Annotated in this window: 15 protein-coding genes and 1 pseudogene; 6 read left to right on the top strand and 10 right to left on the bottom strand. The window is 71.9% G+C overall.

What is annotated here, in order from left to right; translation table 11 throughout:
- The first annotated feature begins 27 nt into the window (after positions 1-27).
- Positions 28-933 carry a helix-turn-helix transcriptional regulator gene (locus ACFPIJ_RS16180; RefSeq protein ID WP_380115785.1) on the top strand — a complete coding sequence of 302 codons (906 nt, stop codon included), beginning with the start codon at positions 28-30 and terminating at the stop codon, positions 931-933.
- A gap of 491 nt (positions 934-1,424) precedes the next feature.
- Here ACFPIJ_RS16180 and ACFPIJ_RS16175 read toward each other — a convergent pair whose 3' ends face one another.
- From ACFPIJ_RS16175 to ACFPIJ_RS16165, 3 genes and pseudogenes are all read right to left on the bottom strand, one after another.
- Positions 1,425-1,862: a TetR-like C-terminal domain-containing protein gene (locus ACFPIJ_RS16175; protein WP_380115784.1), complete on the bottom strand. Its 438-nt coding sequence runs from the start codon at positions 1,860-1,862 to the stop codon at positions 1,425-1,427.
- A 28-nt stretch (positions 1,863-1,890) separates the two neighbouring features.
- Positions 1,891-2,058: pseudogene (locus tag ACFPIJ_RS16170) on the bottom strand (serine hydrolase); the annotation flags it as partial.
- Between the two features lie 78 nt (positions 2,059-2,136).
- Entirely contained in the window at positions 2,137-3,051 is a 915-nt protein-coding gene (locus ACFPIJ_RS16165; protein WP_380115783.1) for a helix-turn-helix transcriptional regulator, read from the bottom strand.
- Between the two features lie 189 nt (positions 3,052-3,240).
- Here ACFPIJ_RS16165 and ACFPIJ_RS16160 point away from each other — a divergent pair, with 189 nt between their 5' ends.
- On the top strand, positions 3,241-4,101 hold the full coding sequence (locus ACFPIJ_RS16160; protein WP_380115782.1) for an SDR family NAD(P)-dependent oxidoreductase: 861 nt from the start codon (positions 3,241-3,243) through the stop codon (positions 4,099-4,101).
- Positions 4,102-4,326: 225 nt separating this feature from the next.
- The gene (locus ACFPIJ_RS16155) at positions 4,327-7,206 is read left to right on the top strand and encodes an AAA family ATPase (protein ID WP_380115781.1); all 2,880 of its coding nucleotides are present in this window, start codon (positions 4,327-4,329) and stop codon (positions 7,204-7,206) included.
- Between the two features lie 317 nt (positions 7,207-7,523).
- Here the strand turns inward: ACFPIJ_RS16155 and ACFPIJ_RS16150 are convergent, their stop codons facing one another.
- From ACFPIJ_RS16150 to ACFPIJ_RS16130, 5 genes are all read right to left on the bottom strand, one after another.
- Positions 7,524-8,357: a hypothetical protein gene (locus ACFPIJ_RS16150; protein WP_380115780.1), complete on the bottom strand. Its 834-nt coding sequence runs from the start codon at positions 8,355-8,357 to the stop codon at positions 7,524-7,526.
- A 318-nt stretch (positions 8,358-8,675) separates the two neighbouring features.
- Positions 8,676-9,116: a nucleoside hydrolase gene (locus tag ACFPIJ_RS16145; RefSeq protein WP_380115779.1), complete on the bottom strand. Its 441-nt coding sequence runs from the start codon at positions 9,114-9,116 to the stop codon at positions 8,676-8,678.
- Between the two features lie 40 nt (positions 9,117-9,156).
- Positions 9,157-9,345: a hypothetical protein gene (locus ACFPIJ_RS16140; protein WP_380115778.1), complete on the bottom strand. Its 189-nt coding sequence runs from the start codon at positions 9,343-9,345 to the stop codon at positions 9,157-9,159.
- A 60-nt stretch (positions 9,346-9,405) separates the two neighbouring features.
- Positions 9,406-9,642: a hypothetical protein gene (locus tag ACFPIJ_RS16135; protein ID WP_380115777.1), complete on the bottom strand. Its 237-nt coding sequence runs from the start codon at positions 9,640-9,642 to the stop codon at positions 9,406-9,408.
- 120 nt (positions 9,643-9,762) lie between these two features.
- The gene (locus ACFPIJ_RS16130) at positions 9,763-11,697 is read right to left on the bottom strand and encodes an ABC transporter ATP-binding protein (protein WP_380115776.1); all 1,935 of its coding nucleotides are present in this window, start codon (positions 11,695-11,697) and stop codon (positions 9,763-9,765) included.
- Positions 11,698-11,964: 267 nt separating this feature from the next.
- Here ACFPIJ_RS16130 and ACFPIJ_RS16125 point away from each other — a divergent pair, with 267 nt between their 5' ends.
- On the top strand, positions 11,965-12,297 hold the full coding sequence (locus tag ACFPIJ_RS16125) for a hypothetical protein (protein WP_380115775.1): 333 nt from the start codon (positions 11,965-11,967) through the stop codon (positions 12,295-12,297).
- 150 nt (positions 12,298-12,447) lie between these two features.
- Positions 12,448-12,981, top strand: coding sequence for a GNAT family N-acetyltransferase (locus ACFPIJ_RS16120; RefSeq protein ID WP_380115774.1), 534 nt, complete (start codon positions 12,448-12,450; stop codon positions 12,979-12,981).
- Here the strand turns inward: ACFPIJ_RS16120 and ACFPIJ_RS16115 are convergent.
- Together ACFPIJ_RS16115 and ACFPIJ_RS16110 are read right to left on the bottom strand one after the other, a co-directional pair.
- Entirely contained in the window at positions 12,954-13,244 is a 291-nt protein-coding gene (locus ACFPIJ_RS16115) for a hypothetical protein (RefSeq protein ID WP_380115773.1), read from the bottom strand. The genes ACFPIJ_RS16120 and ACFPIJ_RS16115 overlap by 28 nt on opposite strands.
- Positions 13,245-13,439: 195 nt before the next feature.
- Entirely contained in the window at positions 13,440-14,411 is a 972-nt protein-coding gene (locus tag ACFPIJ_RS16110) for an SDR family oxidoreductase (protein ID WP_380115772.1), read from the bottom strand.
- Between the two features lie 203 nt (positions 14,412-14,614).
- Here ACFPIJ_RS16110 and ACFPIJ_RS16105 point away from each other — a divergent pair, with 203 nt between their 5' ends.
- Complete coding sequence (locus tag ACFPIJ_RS16105; protein WP_380115771.1) at positions 14,615-15,469, top strand: helix-turn-helix transcriptional regulator; 855 nt, start codon at positions 14,615-14,617, stop codon at positions 15,467-15,469.
- Positions 15,470-15,477 lie beyond the last annotated feature (8 nt).

Raw genomic sequence — 15,477 nt, 5'->3', positions numbered from 1 at the left:
CCCGCGATCCGGCCTAGCCTGGAGGTCATGGACAACCGTGCCGAGGTGAAGGCGTTCCTCAGCTCCCGCCGCGCCAGGCTCACACCGGAGCAGGCGGGCCTGGCGGGCTGGAGCCGCAACCGCCGGGTGCCCGGCCTGCGCCGCGGCGAGGTCGCCGACCTCGCCGGGGTCAGCGTCGAGTACTACGCGCATCTCGAACGCGGCGACCTCGCCGGCGTCTCCGACAGCGTCCTGGACGCCCTCGCCCGCGCCCTGCAGCTCGACGAGGCCGAACACCAGCACCTGGCCGACCTGGCGCGCACCGCCGGTCCCGCACCCCGCACCCGCCGCAAACCTCCCGCGCCGCAGGTCCGGCCGAGCGTCGCCCGCGTGCTGGAACTGATGACCGACATCCCCGCCTGGGTCGGCAACGGCCGCGGCGATGTCCTCGCGGCGAACGCTCTCGCCGAAGCCCTGTACGCGCCCATGTTCGACGAACCCGCCCGCCCCGCCAACCACGCCCGCTTCATCTTCCTGAGCCCGCAGGCCCGCACCTTTTGGCGCGACTGGGACCGCATCGCCTCCGACACCGTGGCCATGCTGCGCACCGAGGCCGGCCGCGACCCGTACGACAAGGCACTCACCGACCTCGTCGGCGAGCTCAGCACCCGCAGCGAGGACTTCCGCACCCGCTGGGCGGCCCACGACGTCCGCCTGCACCGCACCGGCACCAAACAGTTCCGCCACCCGGCCGTCGGCGACCTCGACCTGCAGTTCGAGACCATGCTCCTGACCGCGGACGCGGGCCTGGCCATGACCGTGTTCAGCGCACCGGCCGGCACCGCCGCCGACGACGCGCTCCGCCTGCTGGCCAGCTGGGCCGTCACCCGACACACCAACGACCGTGGAGCCGAGGCCCCGCCGCCTCGCCATGGGCGGGGAAACGACGCCTGACCTCCGTAGTCCGCCCCTACCCGTTCGCCGGACGATGCCGTCAGGGGGTCGCCGAGGCGGTCGCGGGTGTCGGCCTGGCCGCGACGGTCGCCGAGGCGGCGGTGCAGGGTGAGCGCCTGCGTGCAATGGACGAAGGCGGTGCGGTGGTCGCCGAGTTGCCGTGGTATCAGCCCAGGTTGTTGAGCGCCCGGGCGATCGCCTGGAACGGTGGCCGGTCGGTCTGCGTACGGGACGTGTATCTCATCGCCGGTCAGCAGGTCACGGTGACCGTCAACCCGGCCGACGTCGCGTGCCTGTTCGCCAGCGGCCGGGCGGACAGTTCCACCTGGGTGCAGCCCCGTGACCTCGCGAGCACGCGGACCAGCGGCGGCCGGATGCGTCACACCGCTGTGTGGACCGGCTGGCACGGGCTGGTGCTTCGGGGCTTACCACCGCACACGGCGGGCGCTGTGCTGCGGAGGTCGGCAGCACTTCCGGCCGGTGCGGCCGCTTCAGGACCTGGCGGCGCGGAAATGGGCGAGCAGGATCTCGATTCGGGCGACGGCATGCCCAGGGCGTAGCCGGCCGTTGCGGCCGAGCACGACCAGTCCGTGCAGCGCTGCCCATATGACCTCGGTGAGACTGTCGATGTCGCTTGTAGCGGTAACGGTGGCGACCGCCTCCCGCAGTTCACTGAATGCCTCGGCTGGCGGCGCCGGGGTGTCCTGCGCACCGAAGTGCAGTCGCGTGGACCGGGTGAACATCGCGTCGTAGAGCGCGGGGCTCTTCGCGGCGAAGTCGTTGAAGGCGGCGGCTACCCGGCCGATCTCGTCGCCGGGCGCGGCACTGTCGCGACGGGCCGCCCGCAGCGTCCCGGCGAGTTCGCCGAAGCCCTCCAGCGCGACCGCTTCGACGATGTCCTCCATCGATCCGAAGTGCTTGTACAGCACCGGCTGGCTGTATTCGCAGCGGAAGGCCGGTCAGGCGGTGCACCAGTTCGCCGAGCAGGTGGCCGTAGTTCAGGACGTGGTACCCGGAGGCCGAGCCGGGCCGCCACCAGGGCGCCTGGGCCGCCATCCGGGCCGCCGCGGCCCGGACGTCGTACAGGTCCGTGGGCTGCGCCGGGTGATCGAGGCCCGAGACACCCGAGGTGTGCGACTACCTCAACGACCTCCGGCAGCATGCGCACTGAGCCGCCGAGCCGCCGAGCCGCCGAGCCGCCCGTCAGGCCGGGTCGGTCACGGCGTCGTGGGGGGATGCGCGCCGCACGACGTCGGGTGCCCGGGTGGGGCGGGCCGGACCCTGCTCGATGGAGAGCGCCAGGAGCCGCATGTTGTCGTGCGACGGGCTGCCGGGATCCGTGGAGTAGATGAAGAGCGTCTGTTCCTCGTCGCCGGGCAGCGCCAGCGCCTCGTAGCGGACGGTGATCGGTCCGACGGCGGGATGCCGCATGTGTTTGGTTCCGTGCGTACGCTCGTGCACCCGGTGTCCGTTCCACCAGGACCGGAACTCCGGGCTCTTGATGGTCAGCTCACCGACCAGCTCGTTGAGCTGGGTGTCGTCGGGGAACCGGCCGGCATACAGACGCAGGGTGCCGACGACCTCGGCCGCCACGGTAGACCAGTTGACGAAGGCCTCCCGGGCGGCCGGATCGAGGAAGACCCACCGCGTGTAGTTGCGCTGCCGCACGGGCAGGTTGGGCCAGTCGGTGAGCAGGGCCCGCGCGAGCGGGTTGGCCGCGAGGACGTCCGTGCGGCGGCCGACGATGAACGCCGGATGGTCGACCATCGATGCGATGAGCTGCTGCATGGCCGGCCGGACGCGCTGGACCGGTAGCTGCGTGGCGCGATGCCGGGCCGGCCGGGCCAGATCGGCGAGGTGGGCGCGGGCGGCCGGCTCGAGCTGGAAGACCCGGCTCAAGGCGTCGAGAACCGCGGCCGACGGGCTGGCGTGCCGGCCCTGCTCCAGCCGGGTGTAGTAGTCGACGCTCACCCCGGCGAGCTGGGCGACCTCTTCCCGGCGCAGGCCGCGCACCCTCCGGCCGGGCTCGCCCGGGTAGCTGGCGATGCCCGCCGCCTCCGGCGTCATGTCGGCCCGGCACTTGCGCAAGAAGTCACCCAGATCTGCCTGTCCTGCCATGCCGCAATGATGACGCCGGGCGCGATCCGGCGCCCATACGTTGGGTGGGCACGCCGTTCCCAGGCACGCCGTTCCCAGGCATGACAGGGCTCGGCTGACCGTGTCGGCGACCAGCGAGGCGTTCCACGATGCAATGGCACCCCGCCACCGGGGACGCCATCGATCGCCGACCGTCAAGGAGACATTCCCATGTCGTACCCCACCACCCGACCCGCAACCTGGTTCGTCACCGGCGCGTCCCGCGGGCTCGGTCTCGAGCTGGTGAAGCAGCTGCTGCGGCGCGGTGACAACGTCGCCGCGACCACCCGCTCGGCCGAGCGGCTCAGCGCGGCGCTGGGCTCCGCCGACACGTCCCGGCTGCTGATCCTGCCGGTCGACCTCGCCGACGAGAAGGTCGTCGGCGCGGCCGTGGCCGAGACCGCCGACCGGTTCGGCGGCGTCGACGTCGTGGTCAACAACGCCGGCTACGGCCTGCTCGGCGCCGTTGAGGAGGTCACCGACGCCGAGGCGCGGGAGCTGTTCGACGTTCAGGTCTTCGGGACGTGGAACGTCCTGCGCGCCGTCCTGCCGGGGATGCGGGAGCGCCGCGAGGGTCACATCCTCAACATCTCGTCCATCCTGGGGCTGACCGCCTTCCCGGGCTGGGGCGCGTACTGCGCCGCCAAGTACGCCTTGGAGGGCCTCACCAGCTCCCTGGCCGGCGAGCTCGCCGGCTTCGGCATCAACGTCAATCTGGTCGAGCCCGGCTACATGCGCACCGACTTCCTGCGTACCGACAGCCTGCGCCTGCCCGAGCGGGTCGCCGACGGCTACGACGCCATCCGGGAGATGACCGACGCCCACCTTGCCATGCCGGGCACGCAGCTCGGGGACCCCGCGAAGGCCGCCACCGCGATCATCACGATCGCGCAGACCGGCGTCGCCCCGTTGCATCAGATCCTCGGCTCGGACTCCTACGGCCTGGCCAAGGCCCGCATCGAGGCGCTGAGCGGCGACATCGAGGCCGGCCGGCAGCTCGCCGCCAGCACCGACATCGCCGTTGGCGCCTGACGGCGTCCGGAGCACCCCGGCCGGACCCGGCCGCTTCCGGAAGGGCGGCGCGCGCGACGGTGTGAGGTAACTCATGCGGTCCTGACTACGCAGAGTGGCAGAGTTTCCCATGACGGTATTGCTGGTCGCGCCCGCCCGCAGGACGGGCGAGGACCGTAGGCGCCGGTGGGTCGGGCATGAGCCGCTCAGGAACGCCAGGTGCCGCAGGGACGTGGGGATGTCGCGGTGATCGATGCAGACGCCTCCCGGCGGGATGGACACCACCACACCGGGCATCCGGTGGGATCACGGCCCGGCGTCGAGCTGCTTGGCCGCGCCGACGAGCTGGAGCTGATCGACTCGTTGCTCGCCGGGCGCGGCCACGCCTGCCCAGGCTTGATCTTGCGTGGCGACCCCGGCGTCGGCAAGACCGCGTTGCTGGACGTCGCCGCAGCGCGGGCCGAAGCGGCCGGGACACGGGTCCTGCGGGCCTCCGGCGTGGCGTTCGAGACCGAGATAGGCCTCTCGGCACTGCATCAGCTGATCTACCCGCTGAGCGACCTTGTCGATCGGCTCGTCGGCCACCACCGCGACGTCCTTCGCCACGTCCTCGGCCTCGGGGCGGGATCGTCACACGACCCGTTGGTCGTCTCGACGGCGGTGCGCGCCCTGCTGCGCGAAGCGGCCGCCGAGCGCCCGCTCCTGGTGCTGATCGACGACGTGCCGTGGATCGACCGCGCCAGCGCCACGGTCCTGGGCTTCAGCGTCCGCCGCATCGGCGACGATCCGATCACGTTCCTCGCCGCCGCACGCATCGACGCCGACTGCATCTTCGACCAGGCCGGGCTGCCCGAGCGGGAGATCGGGCCACTGGCAGAGCCGCAGGCGGCCACGCTGCTGGACGCGCGGTACCCGGACCTGGCACCTCCGGTACGCCGGCGATTGCTGGCCGAGGCGGCCGGCATCCCGCTCGCACTGCGGGAACTGCCCGCATCGCTGACCGACCGACTGCGCCGCGGCCAGGACCCGCTACCCGCCCACCTGCCGCTGAACAGGCGGCTGATGGCAGCCCTGGCCGCCGAGATCCAGGCACTGCCCGCGCCGACCCGAACGCTGCTGCTGCTGGCCGCGCTGGAGGCCGACGGGCGAATGGCCACCATCCGGGCCGCTGCACAAGACTCCATGGACGTCGATGACCTCACCCCGGCGCGCCAGGCGAACCTGATCCGCGTGGACATGAGCGCCGACGTCGTGTCGTTTCGCTACCCACTGATCCGCTCGGCGATCGTGCAACTGTCGTCGCAGCGTGAGCGCCGGACCGCGCACCTGGCCCTGGCCGCGGCCCTGACCGACGACCCGTCTCGCCGGGCCTGGCATCTGGCGGCGGCGGCGACCGGACCGGATGAGGTCGCAGCCCGAGCGCTGGAAGAGGCTGCCAAGGCCGCCTGGCAGCGCGGCGCCCTGCCCAGGGCGGCGACCCGGGCGTTGGACGATGCGACCATCTCCGACCAGAGGCATGGCGCGTCCGCCGCGGTGGCCGCGCTGATACGCGCCGGCGAACTCAGCCCACATGCCGCCGATCGGTGCCGCCGGCTGGTCGAGGCCGCCTTCCTCGCCAACATGACAGGCCAGTTCGACCAGGTGCCGCGGCTGCTGGCAGCCGCCGGGCAGGCACAGGACTCGCCGACCGGACTGATCTTCGCCGTCACGGCTTACCTCCTGACGGCTGTCGAGGGCGATGTCGATGCCGCCCACCAGCTGCTGGCCCGGGCGCTCGATGACGTCGGCGAGGCCCCCGGACCCAACGACTGGGACGCCTACGGGATCCTGTTCACGCTGTTGCTCGTCGGCATCTACGGCGCCCGCCCCGAGCCGTGGGAACTGCTCAACTCCGCGCTGACACGGTTCGCACCGCAGACCGTAACCCCGTTCCGGCTGTGCTACGACGCGTTCGTCGACCCCGCCCGCACCGCCGGCACGGTCCGGGAAGGCCTCGCCCGCGCCTTCGCGGCGCTGCCCGCCGACGCGGCGCCCTGGCAGATCCTGCCCCTGGCCTACGCGGCCGTCGGGGTGGATGCGCTGTCCGACTACCGGCGCGTGGTCCGGCGCATGGTCGAACACGAACGCGACGGCGGTGCCATCACCATGGTCACCGCCGGGTTGCTGCTGCTGTGCATCGACTCATATCACCGCGGGCAATGGGACGAGGCCGAGGACCTGGCGCGGGAAGGGCTGGACCTGGCAGCGGCTCACGGCTACCACCTTCTCGAGGGTCAGCATCGCGTGCATCTGGCTTACCTCGCGGCCGGCCGCGGGAACGTCGAGCTCGCCCGGACCCTCGACGAGATCACGACCTGGGCGGCGCCGCGCCGCGTCGGGATGACGCAAGCGTCCGCCGGGCACACCCGCACCCTCATGGCGTTGGGCCAGGGTGACTACGAAGGCGCGCACGCGCATGCGACGCAGGTCAATCCGGCCGGCGATCCCAACACCGGGGTCCCGGGTCGATGGACGCTGCTGGATCTGGTCGAAGCGGCCGTCCGTACCGGGCGGACCGCCCAGGCCCGCGCGAACGTCGCCGCCGCCCAGCAGGCCGGCATCGACCGCATCTCCACGCGCACAGCGTTGATCACCGCCGGAGCCGCCGCCCTGGCCGCCGACGACGAGCAGGCCGGCCCGCTGTTCGAAGCCGCGCTGTCCCTACCCGAGGCCGACCGCTGGCCCTTCGAACAGGCCCGCATCCAACTCGCCTACGGACAACGACTACGCCGCACCCGGGACACCGCCCGCGCCCGCTCGCAGCTCCGCGCCGCCCTGGCGACGCTCGAGCGGCTCGGTGCCCGACCCTGGGCGACGCGGGCCCGCAACGAGCTGCGCGCCACCGGGATCGCCACCGTCGCCGGGCCGGACGTCGGCGTCGCACTCACCGCGCAGGAACGACAGATCGCCACGTTGGCCGCCACCGGCCTGACCAACAAGCAAGTCGGCCAACGGCTGCACCTGTCCCACCGCACCGTCGGCGGCCACCTGCACCGGATCTTCCCGAAGCTCGGCATCACCTCACGCGCCGCACTCCGCGACGCGCTGGAGACGATCACTCCAGGTGGCGACGAGCACGCGCCATAGCCGCAGTGCTCCTCGGTCTCGGCGTTCGGGTTGTCGCTCCAGACATGCACGACGGTGCCGAGGTTGCGGGCCGGGGCGTTGATCGTCTGGTTGCCCTGGAACCGGTCCGGGGTCCAGGTTTCGTAGCCCCACGTCGGGTTCGGCTTGCCGCCGCCGAGCACGTAGTACGTCGGGTCCCACGACTGGTTCGTGATCGTGTGCCCGCGGTCGAGCAGCGCCTGCGGTGAGAGGCCGTAGTTGTACCAGAACTCCACGAGGATGTTCGTCGCCGGCTCGCAGGTGTGCCTGGAGCCGCTCGTCGTCGCGGACGAGGTCGTTCAGGCCACCGAACCGGATGCTTCTGTCGGTGGCCAGGAACGCCTCCAGCCGCTCGGCGGCCTGGGTCGCGTGCAGGCGCACGACCAGGGCGACGGCCCGGGTCGCGGCGTGGTGCTGCCAGTACTCGAAGCCGGCGGGTGCGGGCAGCACGGCCCGCACCACCGCGTCGGTGGCCAGGTCGCCGACCGGTGCCGGGCGCCGGCGGCGCGGACCTTCACCCACTCGATGGAGGTGCCGTCGTACACGTTGCGCAGGTGTGGCAGCAGGGCGGTCAGCCCGGCCTGCTCGACGAGGTCGAACGCCTGCTCGGACGGCATCCTCTTGGTGAGGTCGGCGGCCAGCGGCGGCACGATCTCGTCGCTGTCGCCGTCCATGGTGTACAGGATGTCGGCGATCCTCGTGTTGCTGCCCAGCCGCTGCGGGAAACGCTGCAGGTGGGCGCGCAGCGCCGGCAGCAGCGGCCGGGCCGCCTCGCCCATGGACGGCAGCAGCGACAGCAGGAACGTGTCGTGCTCCCGGTCGTCGGCCACCAGGTTGGCCTCGACGAGGCGCAGCAGCGGATCGCCGGTCAGCTGCCACAGCGCGAAGGCGGCCTGGCCCCGCTCGTACGGGCGGAATCCGCGCTCGAAGCAGGTGCGGACCTCATCGACGGCGCTGCCGGTGCCCCCGATCTCGCCGATGGCCCGGCACAGCTGGCTGCCGAAGACCCGCTCGTGGGTGTTCTCGTGGGCGAGGGCGGCGGTCAGCGGCTCCAGCGCCCCGGTCGCGCCCCGCACGCCCAGCTGCCCGGCCAGCCAGCCGATCTCGGCGTGGCCGTAGTCCTGCCGGCCCACGAGGGCGACCCGCTCGGTCGGGCGGCGATGTCGGCGCGGGCGTCGCGGGTCCAGGCGCCGCCGTCGAGGGGTCGCCGGCGCGGAACGCGTCCACGACGGCGTCGACGAGCCGCGGCGGCCACGAGCGGACAGTGTAGGGCGTCACCTACGGGGTCATCGGGTGGTGAGATCTCCGATCGAGCGGACGGCGGCGTCGGTCAGGGCGGGAAGGTGGCGAATCGGGGCACCGTCGCGCGGGTCATGCGGGAGACGTGTTCGGCCGCTGCGCGAACAGCGGCGGAACATAGCCAGGGACGGAGCTCGCGGGGTGGGTGGCCCTCACCTGCGCGGGACGCGGTCGATGAGGGCGTCGATCGCGTTGGTGAGGTGGGCGGCGTCGGTCATGACGAGGTACCGCTGCCCGTGTCCGCCCGGCACCCAGGCGTTGGTGCCGTCGGCGGCGACGGTGTTGTGGCCGCCCGTCCCGGCGAGCGTGTAGACGCGGCCCGTCCCGGCAACGGCGTAGTAGGCGGCCGTCGGGTCCCAGGTGCCGTCGGTCTGGCTGGTGCCGCAGCCGTAGAGCAGGTCGAACACGGCCCGGACGGGGTTGCTGGCCGGGTGGGTGGCGCAGACACGGTTGCCGGCGAACACCTGTGCGCCGATCTCGAATCCGTCGTAGACGGTCGGCGTGGCCCAGGTCGCGACCACCTGCCGCGTGGCGGGCAGGTCCAGCCCGAAGTTCCATTCCGGTGCGCTCGCCACCGGATACTCGCCGCCCATGATGACCGTCCCGGCGACCTTGCGGGCAATGAGCGCCGCGTCAGTACGGGGCGAGCTGCGCGAGGTTGGTGAGCGCGCCGATCGACAGGATTGTCACACTGTGGTCGGGCTGGGACCGCAGCAGCCGGCGGTACAGCGCGACCGCGTCGACCGGCCGGCCGGTGTGCGGGTAGCGCTCGGCGAGCAGGCGGCTGTAGGTCTGGTCGACGGGTGCGGCGCCCGAGGGCACGCCGATCGGGATGTCCGGCCTCCCGTACCAGGTGTTGAGGGCGTCGAGCCCGGCCGCGTTTCACGGATTGTCCACGTCGGACATCACCCCGAGGATCTGGACCCGGCCGGTGCTGGCGGCGCTGTGCACCACGGACAGCGCCGCGACGTCGTCCCACCACTGACCGAAGTCGGTGTCGACGATGAGCCTGACCGGCCCGGACGGCGGACCACCGGCAGGCTCGGCGGCGGCGGGCTCGGCCACCGCGACGAGGAGCATGGCGAGGACCGTGGCGAGAGCGAGGCGCGGCAGGCGCACGGGAACTCCGATGATCGTCGGGATCGTTGCCCCACCCTTGCGCGTATGGTGATCGTTTGGCAGCGCCGAGTGACCGGGATGCCGCTGCTGATCGGCCCGTATCCGGCGGGCCGGAGGCGGTCACCGCGGCGACTGGTAGCCCGCGGACTGCAGCGCGAACAGTTCGGCGTACTGGCCGCCGGCCGTGACGAGCTCGTCGTGGGTGCCGGATTCGATGAGCCGGCCGTGGTCGAGGACGAAGATGCGGTCGGCGTGGCGGACGTTCGCCAGCCGGTGGGTGATGAGGATGGTCGTCGCGCGGCCCTGCCGGTCGCGGATCGCCTGGAACAGGGCGTCCTCGGCGCGCGGGTCGAGCGCGGAGGACGGCTCGTCCATGATGAGCAGGTCGGCGGTGCGCAGGAACCCGCGGGCGGCGGTGATGCGCTGCCATTGACCGCCGGAGAGGTCCTGCCCGTTGGCGAACGTGCGGTCCAGCAGCGTCTCGTACCCGTGCGGCAGTTCGACGATCATGTCGTGGGCGACGGCGCGGGCGGCGGCGGCCTCGATGCGGTGCTGGTCCGGTTCGGCGTCGATGTCGCCGAGGGCGATGTTCGTCGCGGCGGTGAACGGCCACTTGTGGTATTCCTGGGTGACGACCCCGATCCGCTCGCGCAGCCGGTCGGTGTCCCAGTCGTGCAGCGGCCGGCCGTTCCAGGTGACGGCGCCGGTGTCGGGTTCGCGGAGGGCGGCGATGATCGCGGCGAGCGTGGTCTTGCCGGAGCCGTTCTCGCCCACGAACGCCACCGTCTGCCCGGCCGTGATGGACAGGGTGACGTCGTCGACGGCCGGACTGTTCCGCTCCGGGTAGGCCAGGCTCACCGCCTGGACCTCGACGGCCTGCAGCGGTCCCGGCGCGGGCCGGCCGGCCCGTTCGGCGGGCAGGTAGTCGGCGGCGCGGGTCATGAAACCGGTGTAGTCGCTGACGTGCTGCCCCTCGGCGTAGATCCGGTCGATCTGGAACGTGACCGCGGTCAACGCCCGCTGCGCGGCCTGGACGGCGAACACGCACGTCGCCGCGGCGGCCAGGGGGATCTGCCCGTCGAGCAGCAGGATCCCGAGCAGGGCGTAGACGGCGCCGGTGGCGACGCCGCCGACGACCGAGCCGAGACTGGTCGTGGTGGTGACCTTGCGGGCCAGGTCGAGCTGGATGCGGGTCTCGGCGCCCATCACCCGGTCGTACTGGTCGAGCAGGAACCCGCGCAGCCCGTAGGAGCGCAGCTCCGCCGCTGAGTCCCGGTCGGCCATCAGCTGATGCAGCAGCCACAACCGGCGCCGCCGCACCGACCCGGCGATGTACGTCCGGTACCGCTCGTGCCCGGCCCGCAGCGACGCCCACGCCTGCGGCAGCGTCGCGACCAGCAGGGCGAGCAGCAGCAGCGGGTGGATGACGACGACCGCGACGGCGACGGCGAGCAGCCCGGCGAGCCCGGCGAGGAAGTTCAGCGCGCCCTCGACCAGGTCGATGACCGAGCTGCTGCCCCGCGACGCGCGCTCCATGTCGTCGGCGAACGCGTCGGCGTCAAACGCGTCGAGCCGCACCGCCGTCGTGGTGGCGAACAGCGCCCGCTCGACCTCGCAGTCGACGCGCGGCGTGAGGCCGTTCAACGCGTACCCGGTGGCGATCCCGAGCCCGGACCGGATCGCGATCGCCGCGGCCAGCCCGAGCAGCGCGGGCAGCGCCGCCCACACCCGATCCGGGGTCGGACCGGCGGCGAACAGCTCGACCAGCACCCGCTGCGTGGCCAGCAGCCCGAATGTCGCCATCACGCCGGAGCCGATCGTCGAGCCGGCCACGACCAGCGTCCGGGTCCGGTCGGCGCGCCAACTGGTCCGCAACGCCTCCGCGAGGAGCCGCGGCAGCTCGGCGAACACCGCCAGCACACCCGCCTCGGCCCGTGCGCGCACGCCGGTCTCCCACCACATCGCGCGCAGCTCCGGCAACGCCGACTCGCCCTCGGCCGGGCCGGGCTGCTTCGGTACGCCGGTGCTGGATGCCGCTTCAACCTGGGATGTCATCGAATCGTCCCCCTCCGATGCAGGCGGTGCCCTGTGCTCAACCGTGCCACCGCATCGGCCGGCGCCGTTGCGATTCGGGAATGAACGCCCTGAATGAATCAGGGCATCCTCGCGTGGCACGATGGCCGGCGATGCAGCACGTATCCCTGACCTGGGCGGACGTCGACCCCGCCCGGCACCCGTTCGACCCGGACGCCGTGCACGACCTCGTGCGGGCCCTGGCCCCGGCGGGCGGCGGGCCGGCGCCGTACCGGTACGACCCGGCCCGTGCACGTCGACCACGACAGCAGTGCCGTCAGCCAGTCGCGCGAAGAAGCCCGGCGCGTGCGAACGCCGCCGACCCGAGTGGTCGTCCCACATGAGCCAGAACGCCTGCGAGGAAATCGTCACCAGCGCTGGGTCGACGTCGAACAACGTCAGCTGATCGGCCCGCTGGAGACCATCGAGGGCATCGACCGCATCACCGTTGCAAACCCTGAGCTGACCGCGATCGCACAGCGGTACACCGGCGAACAGCACCGCCCGACCGCCTCCGTGATCGTTGCAGCCGAGGCACTGCTCCCGGCCTTGGTCTCGCTGATCGACACAACCGTGCGATGACCCCCGACCCGGGAGACATCGCGCTGGTCCTTGTGGTGACCGCAGCACCGTTCCCGGCCCGCCGAGCAGGCGCGTTGGCGTTCGGGTCTGCCGATGAGCGCCTGCGTGGTCATGGTTTCGACCCGAACCGCGGCAAAGGATCATGCTCCGATGAGCATCCATATCCGACAGTTCCAGCGAGGTGCCGAGGCCGAATTCGTATCGGGGTTGGAGTGGCTCTTCGACCCGCCCGGCAGCCGTCCCTCGGATTGGGATCGCGACCGCGCCGTCGAGCGCACCGCACAGGTCCTCGACCACGAAAACGTGGCGCTGTTCGCAGCCCGCTCGTATCAGGATCAGCTGGTCGGCGTAGCCAGCGTCTACCTCGACATCCTTTCGGTTCGCTTCGGTCGTCGGGCTTCGATCGAAGATCTCGCCGTGCATCCCGAGTGGCGCTCCGGAGGTGTCGGCGCCAGCTTGCTGACGGCCGCAAGGGCGTGGGCGCACGACCGCGGCGCCAACTACGTCTTCCTGGAGTCCGGCGTTGCGCGGACCGACGCACATCGCTTCTACCTTCGCGAAGGTGCAATGCACGCGGCCTCGGCGTTCAGGTGGACCGCTCAGCGTGTTGATGCTGGTGGGTCGGGCAGAGAGGGGTGCCATGAGTGCGCGGGCAGTCAGTCCCCGGACCAGCCCCAGAAGTAGATCTCGGTCGGTACACCGGCGGTGTCATGTAGGACGGCGCATCGTCCGAACCAGCGGCGTTCGGCCAAATCGTCGATCACCTCCAGGTGGTCGCGAGTGACCTTCTCGACGCCGGCCCGGTCGAGCGCCTCCGCGGTGGTCACCGGAGCGATCGTTCCGTACTCGGGCTCGCCGTGCTCGGCGAAGCGCCGATCAAACTCGAACGGCGAGGTCACAGCCGCATCGAGCCAACCGAACTTCTGCGGCTCGCCGTCGGGCAGCACTCGCCGCATGTCGAGGATCGAATGGGTGCCCGACTCTTGGACCCTCTCGTCGGCGAAGAGCTCGTCGATGGTTCGGGGGCGGTTCGGATAATCGCGCGCGCACTTGCCCCACTCGCCCGGAACCGCCGTGGGTCGGCGGGCGAGCCGCGAGCTTGTGCATCACAGTGTCCGCTGATCGGATGTGGCGTCGAGTCGTCACCGCGTTGACGGGCCTTTGGCCCGTTGCTCGTTCGGGAAGGACGCGTGGGTGAGGTCCTCCGAGATCCGCCACATGCGCCTGGCGTCGTCCTCGCTGCGCAACCGGGAGTAGGTTTCCTGCTCGGCGGGCGCGCCGCCGAGATGCCCTGGACCGCTCGGGCCGTAGAAGCGGCCGCCCTGGGCCTCGGCGGAGGTGGCCGCGAGCAGCGCCGGAAGCACCGCCGTCTCGACGGTGCCGAGGAGGATGCCACGGCTGGACAGCGCGCGGATGAGGCGCACGCCGGTGGAGTCCTTCGTCCGGCCGAGCTCGGGACGCGCGGCCAGGAGGCTGGTGGGCGCGACGCCGGGGTGGGAGATGTTGCTGGTGATGCCCCAGTCGCCGGCCCGGCTGCGCCGCTCCAGCTCGAGCCCGAACAGGCCGAACGCGATCTTGGACTGGCTGTACGCCTTACGGCCGTGGTAGGACCGTTCCCAGTTCAGGTCGTCCCAGTTGATGGCGTTCGAGTTCGCCGCGACGCTGAGCTGTGAGGTCACCCGCGCGCGTCCCGCCCGCAGCAGCGGCAGCAGATGGCTGACGAGTGCGAAGTGGCCGAGGTGGTTGCTGCCGAACTGCAGTTCGAACCCGTCGGTGGTGCGCTGCCGCGCCGGCGGGGTCATCACGCCGGCGTTGTTGACGAGGAGGTGGATCGGCCGGTCCTCGGCACGCAGGTTGGCGCCGAGCGCCGCCACCGACTCCAGCGACGACAGGTCCAGCGCGCGCAGCGACAGGACGGCGTTGGGGTACCGCTGCCTGACGGTCGCGATCGCCGCTTCGCCCTTGCGGAGGTTCCGGACGGGCATGACGACCTCGGCGCCGGCGGCGGCGAGGCGCGTCGTGAGGCCCAGGCCGATGCCGTCACTGGCGCCGGTGACCACGGCGAGCTTTCCGGTGAGGTCGGGGACGGTGATGTCCGGTTGCCTGCGTGCCATGGAGCACTCCTCGGATCGGCGCCGCGACGACTGCGCAGCGTGACGTGGTCCCAGGCTGCGCCCGATCCGCGGCGACATCCACGGCCTGGTGATCCCAGGCTGTCCGAACCCCCAATGGCGGGAGGGGCGGATCGGTGATCCCAGGCTGCGGTCCGGTTGCGGTGTCAGGATCGGAGCATGCACCGCAGAGCAGGAGAACGGACATGATCGACCGGGCCGGGCTCGCCGAGTTCCTGCGCCACCGCCGCGAGGCGCTGCAGCCTGAGGACGTCGGCCTGCCGCGCGGGCAGCGGCGCAGGACGTCCGGGCTGCGGCGCGAGGAGGTCGCCGCGCTCTGCCACATCTCCGCCGACTACTACAGCCGGCTGGAGCGCGCGCGTGGGCCGCACCCGTCCGCGCAGATGATCGCGTCGATCGCGCAGGGGCTGCACCTGTCCCTGGACGAGCGCGACCACCTGTTCCGCCTCGCCGGGCAGAACCCGCCCACCAGGGGCGCGACCAGCGAGCACATCAGCCCCGGGCTGCTGCGCATCTTTGACCGGCTCACCGACACACCCGCCGAGATCGTCACCGAGCTCGGTGAGACGCTGCGGCAGACGCCGCTCGACGTCGCGCTCAACGGCGACCTCACCAGGTACACCGGCCCGGCCCGCAGCATCGGGTACCGGTGGTTCACCGATCCCGAGTGCCGGGCGCTGTACCACCCCGACGACCACGCGCTGCACTCGCGCGTCTTCGCCGCCGGCCTGCGCAAGACGGTCACGCTGCGCGGGCAGGATTCGTGGGCCGCGCATCTGCAGCGCCTGCTGCTCGCCTGCAGCGAGGAGTTCCGTGCCGTCTGGGACCAGCACGAGATCGGGGTCCGCTACAGCCACACCAAGCGGTTCATCCACCCGGAAGTCGGTGAGCTCGAGCTGGCCTGCCAGGGGCTGCTCGACCCGGACCAGTCGCATTCGCTGCTGGTGTACACGGCGGTGCCCGGCAGCGAGACCTACGAGAAACTGCAGCTGCTCTCGGTCGTCGGCACCCAGCGCATCAGCGCGCCGGCCAGCAGCTGAGGGCGGCG

The sequence above is a fragment of the Dactylosporangium cerinum genome (assembly GCF_042653625.1).
Lineage (GTDB): Bacteria > Actinomycetota > Actinomycetes > Mycobacteriales > Micromonosporaceae > Dactylosporangium > Dactylosporangium cerinum.
Note: the sequence above shows the minus strand (reverse complement) of the source record. Positions and strands in the feature narration are given on the sequence as shown.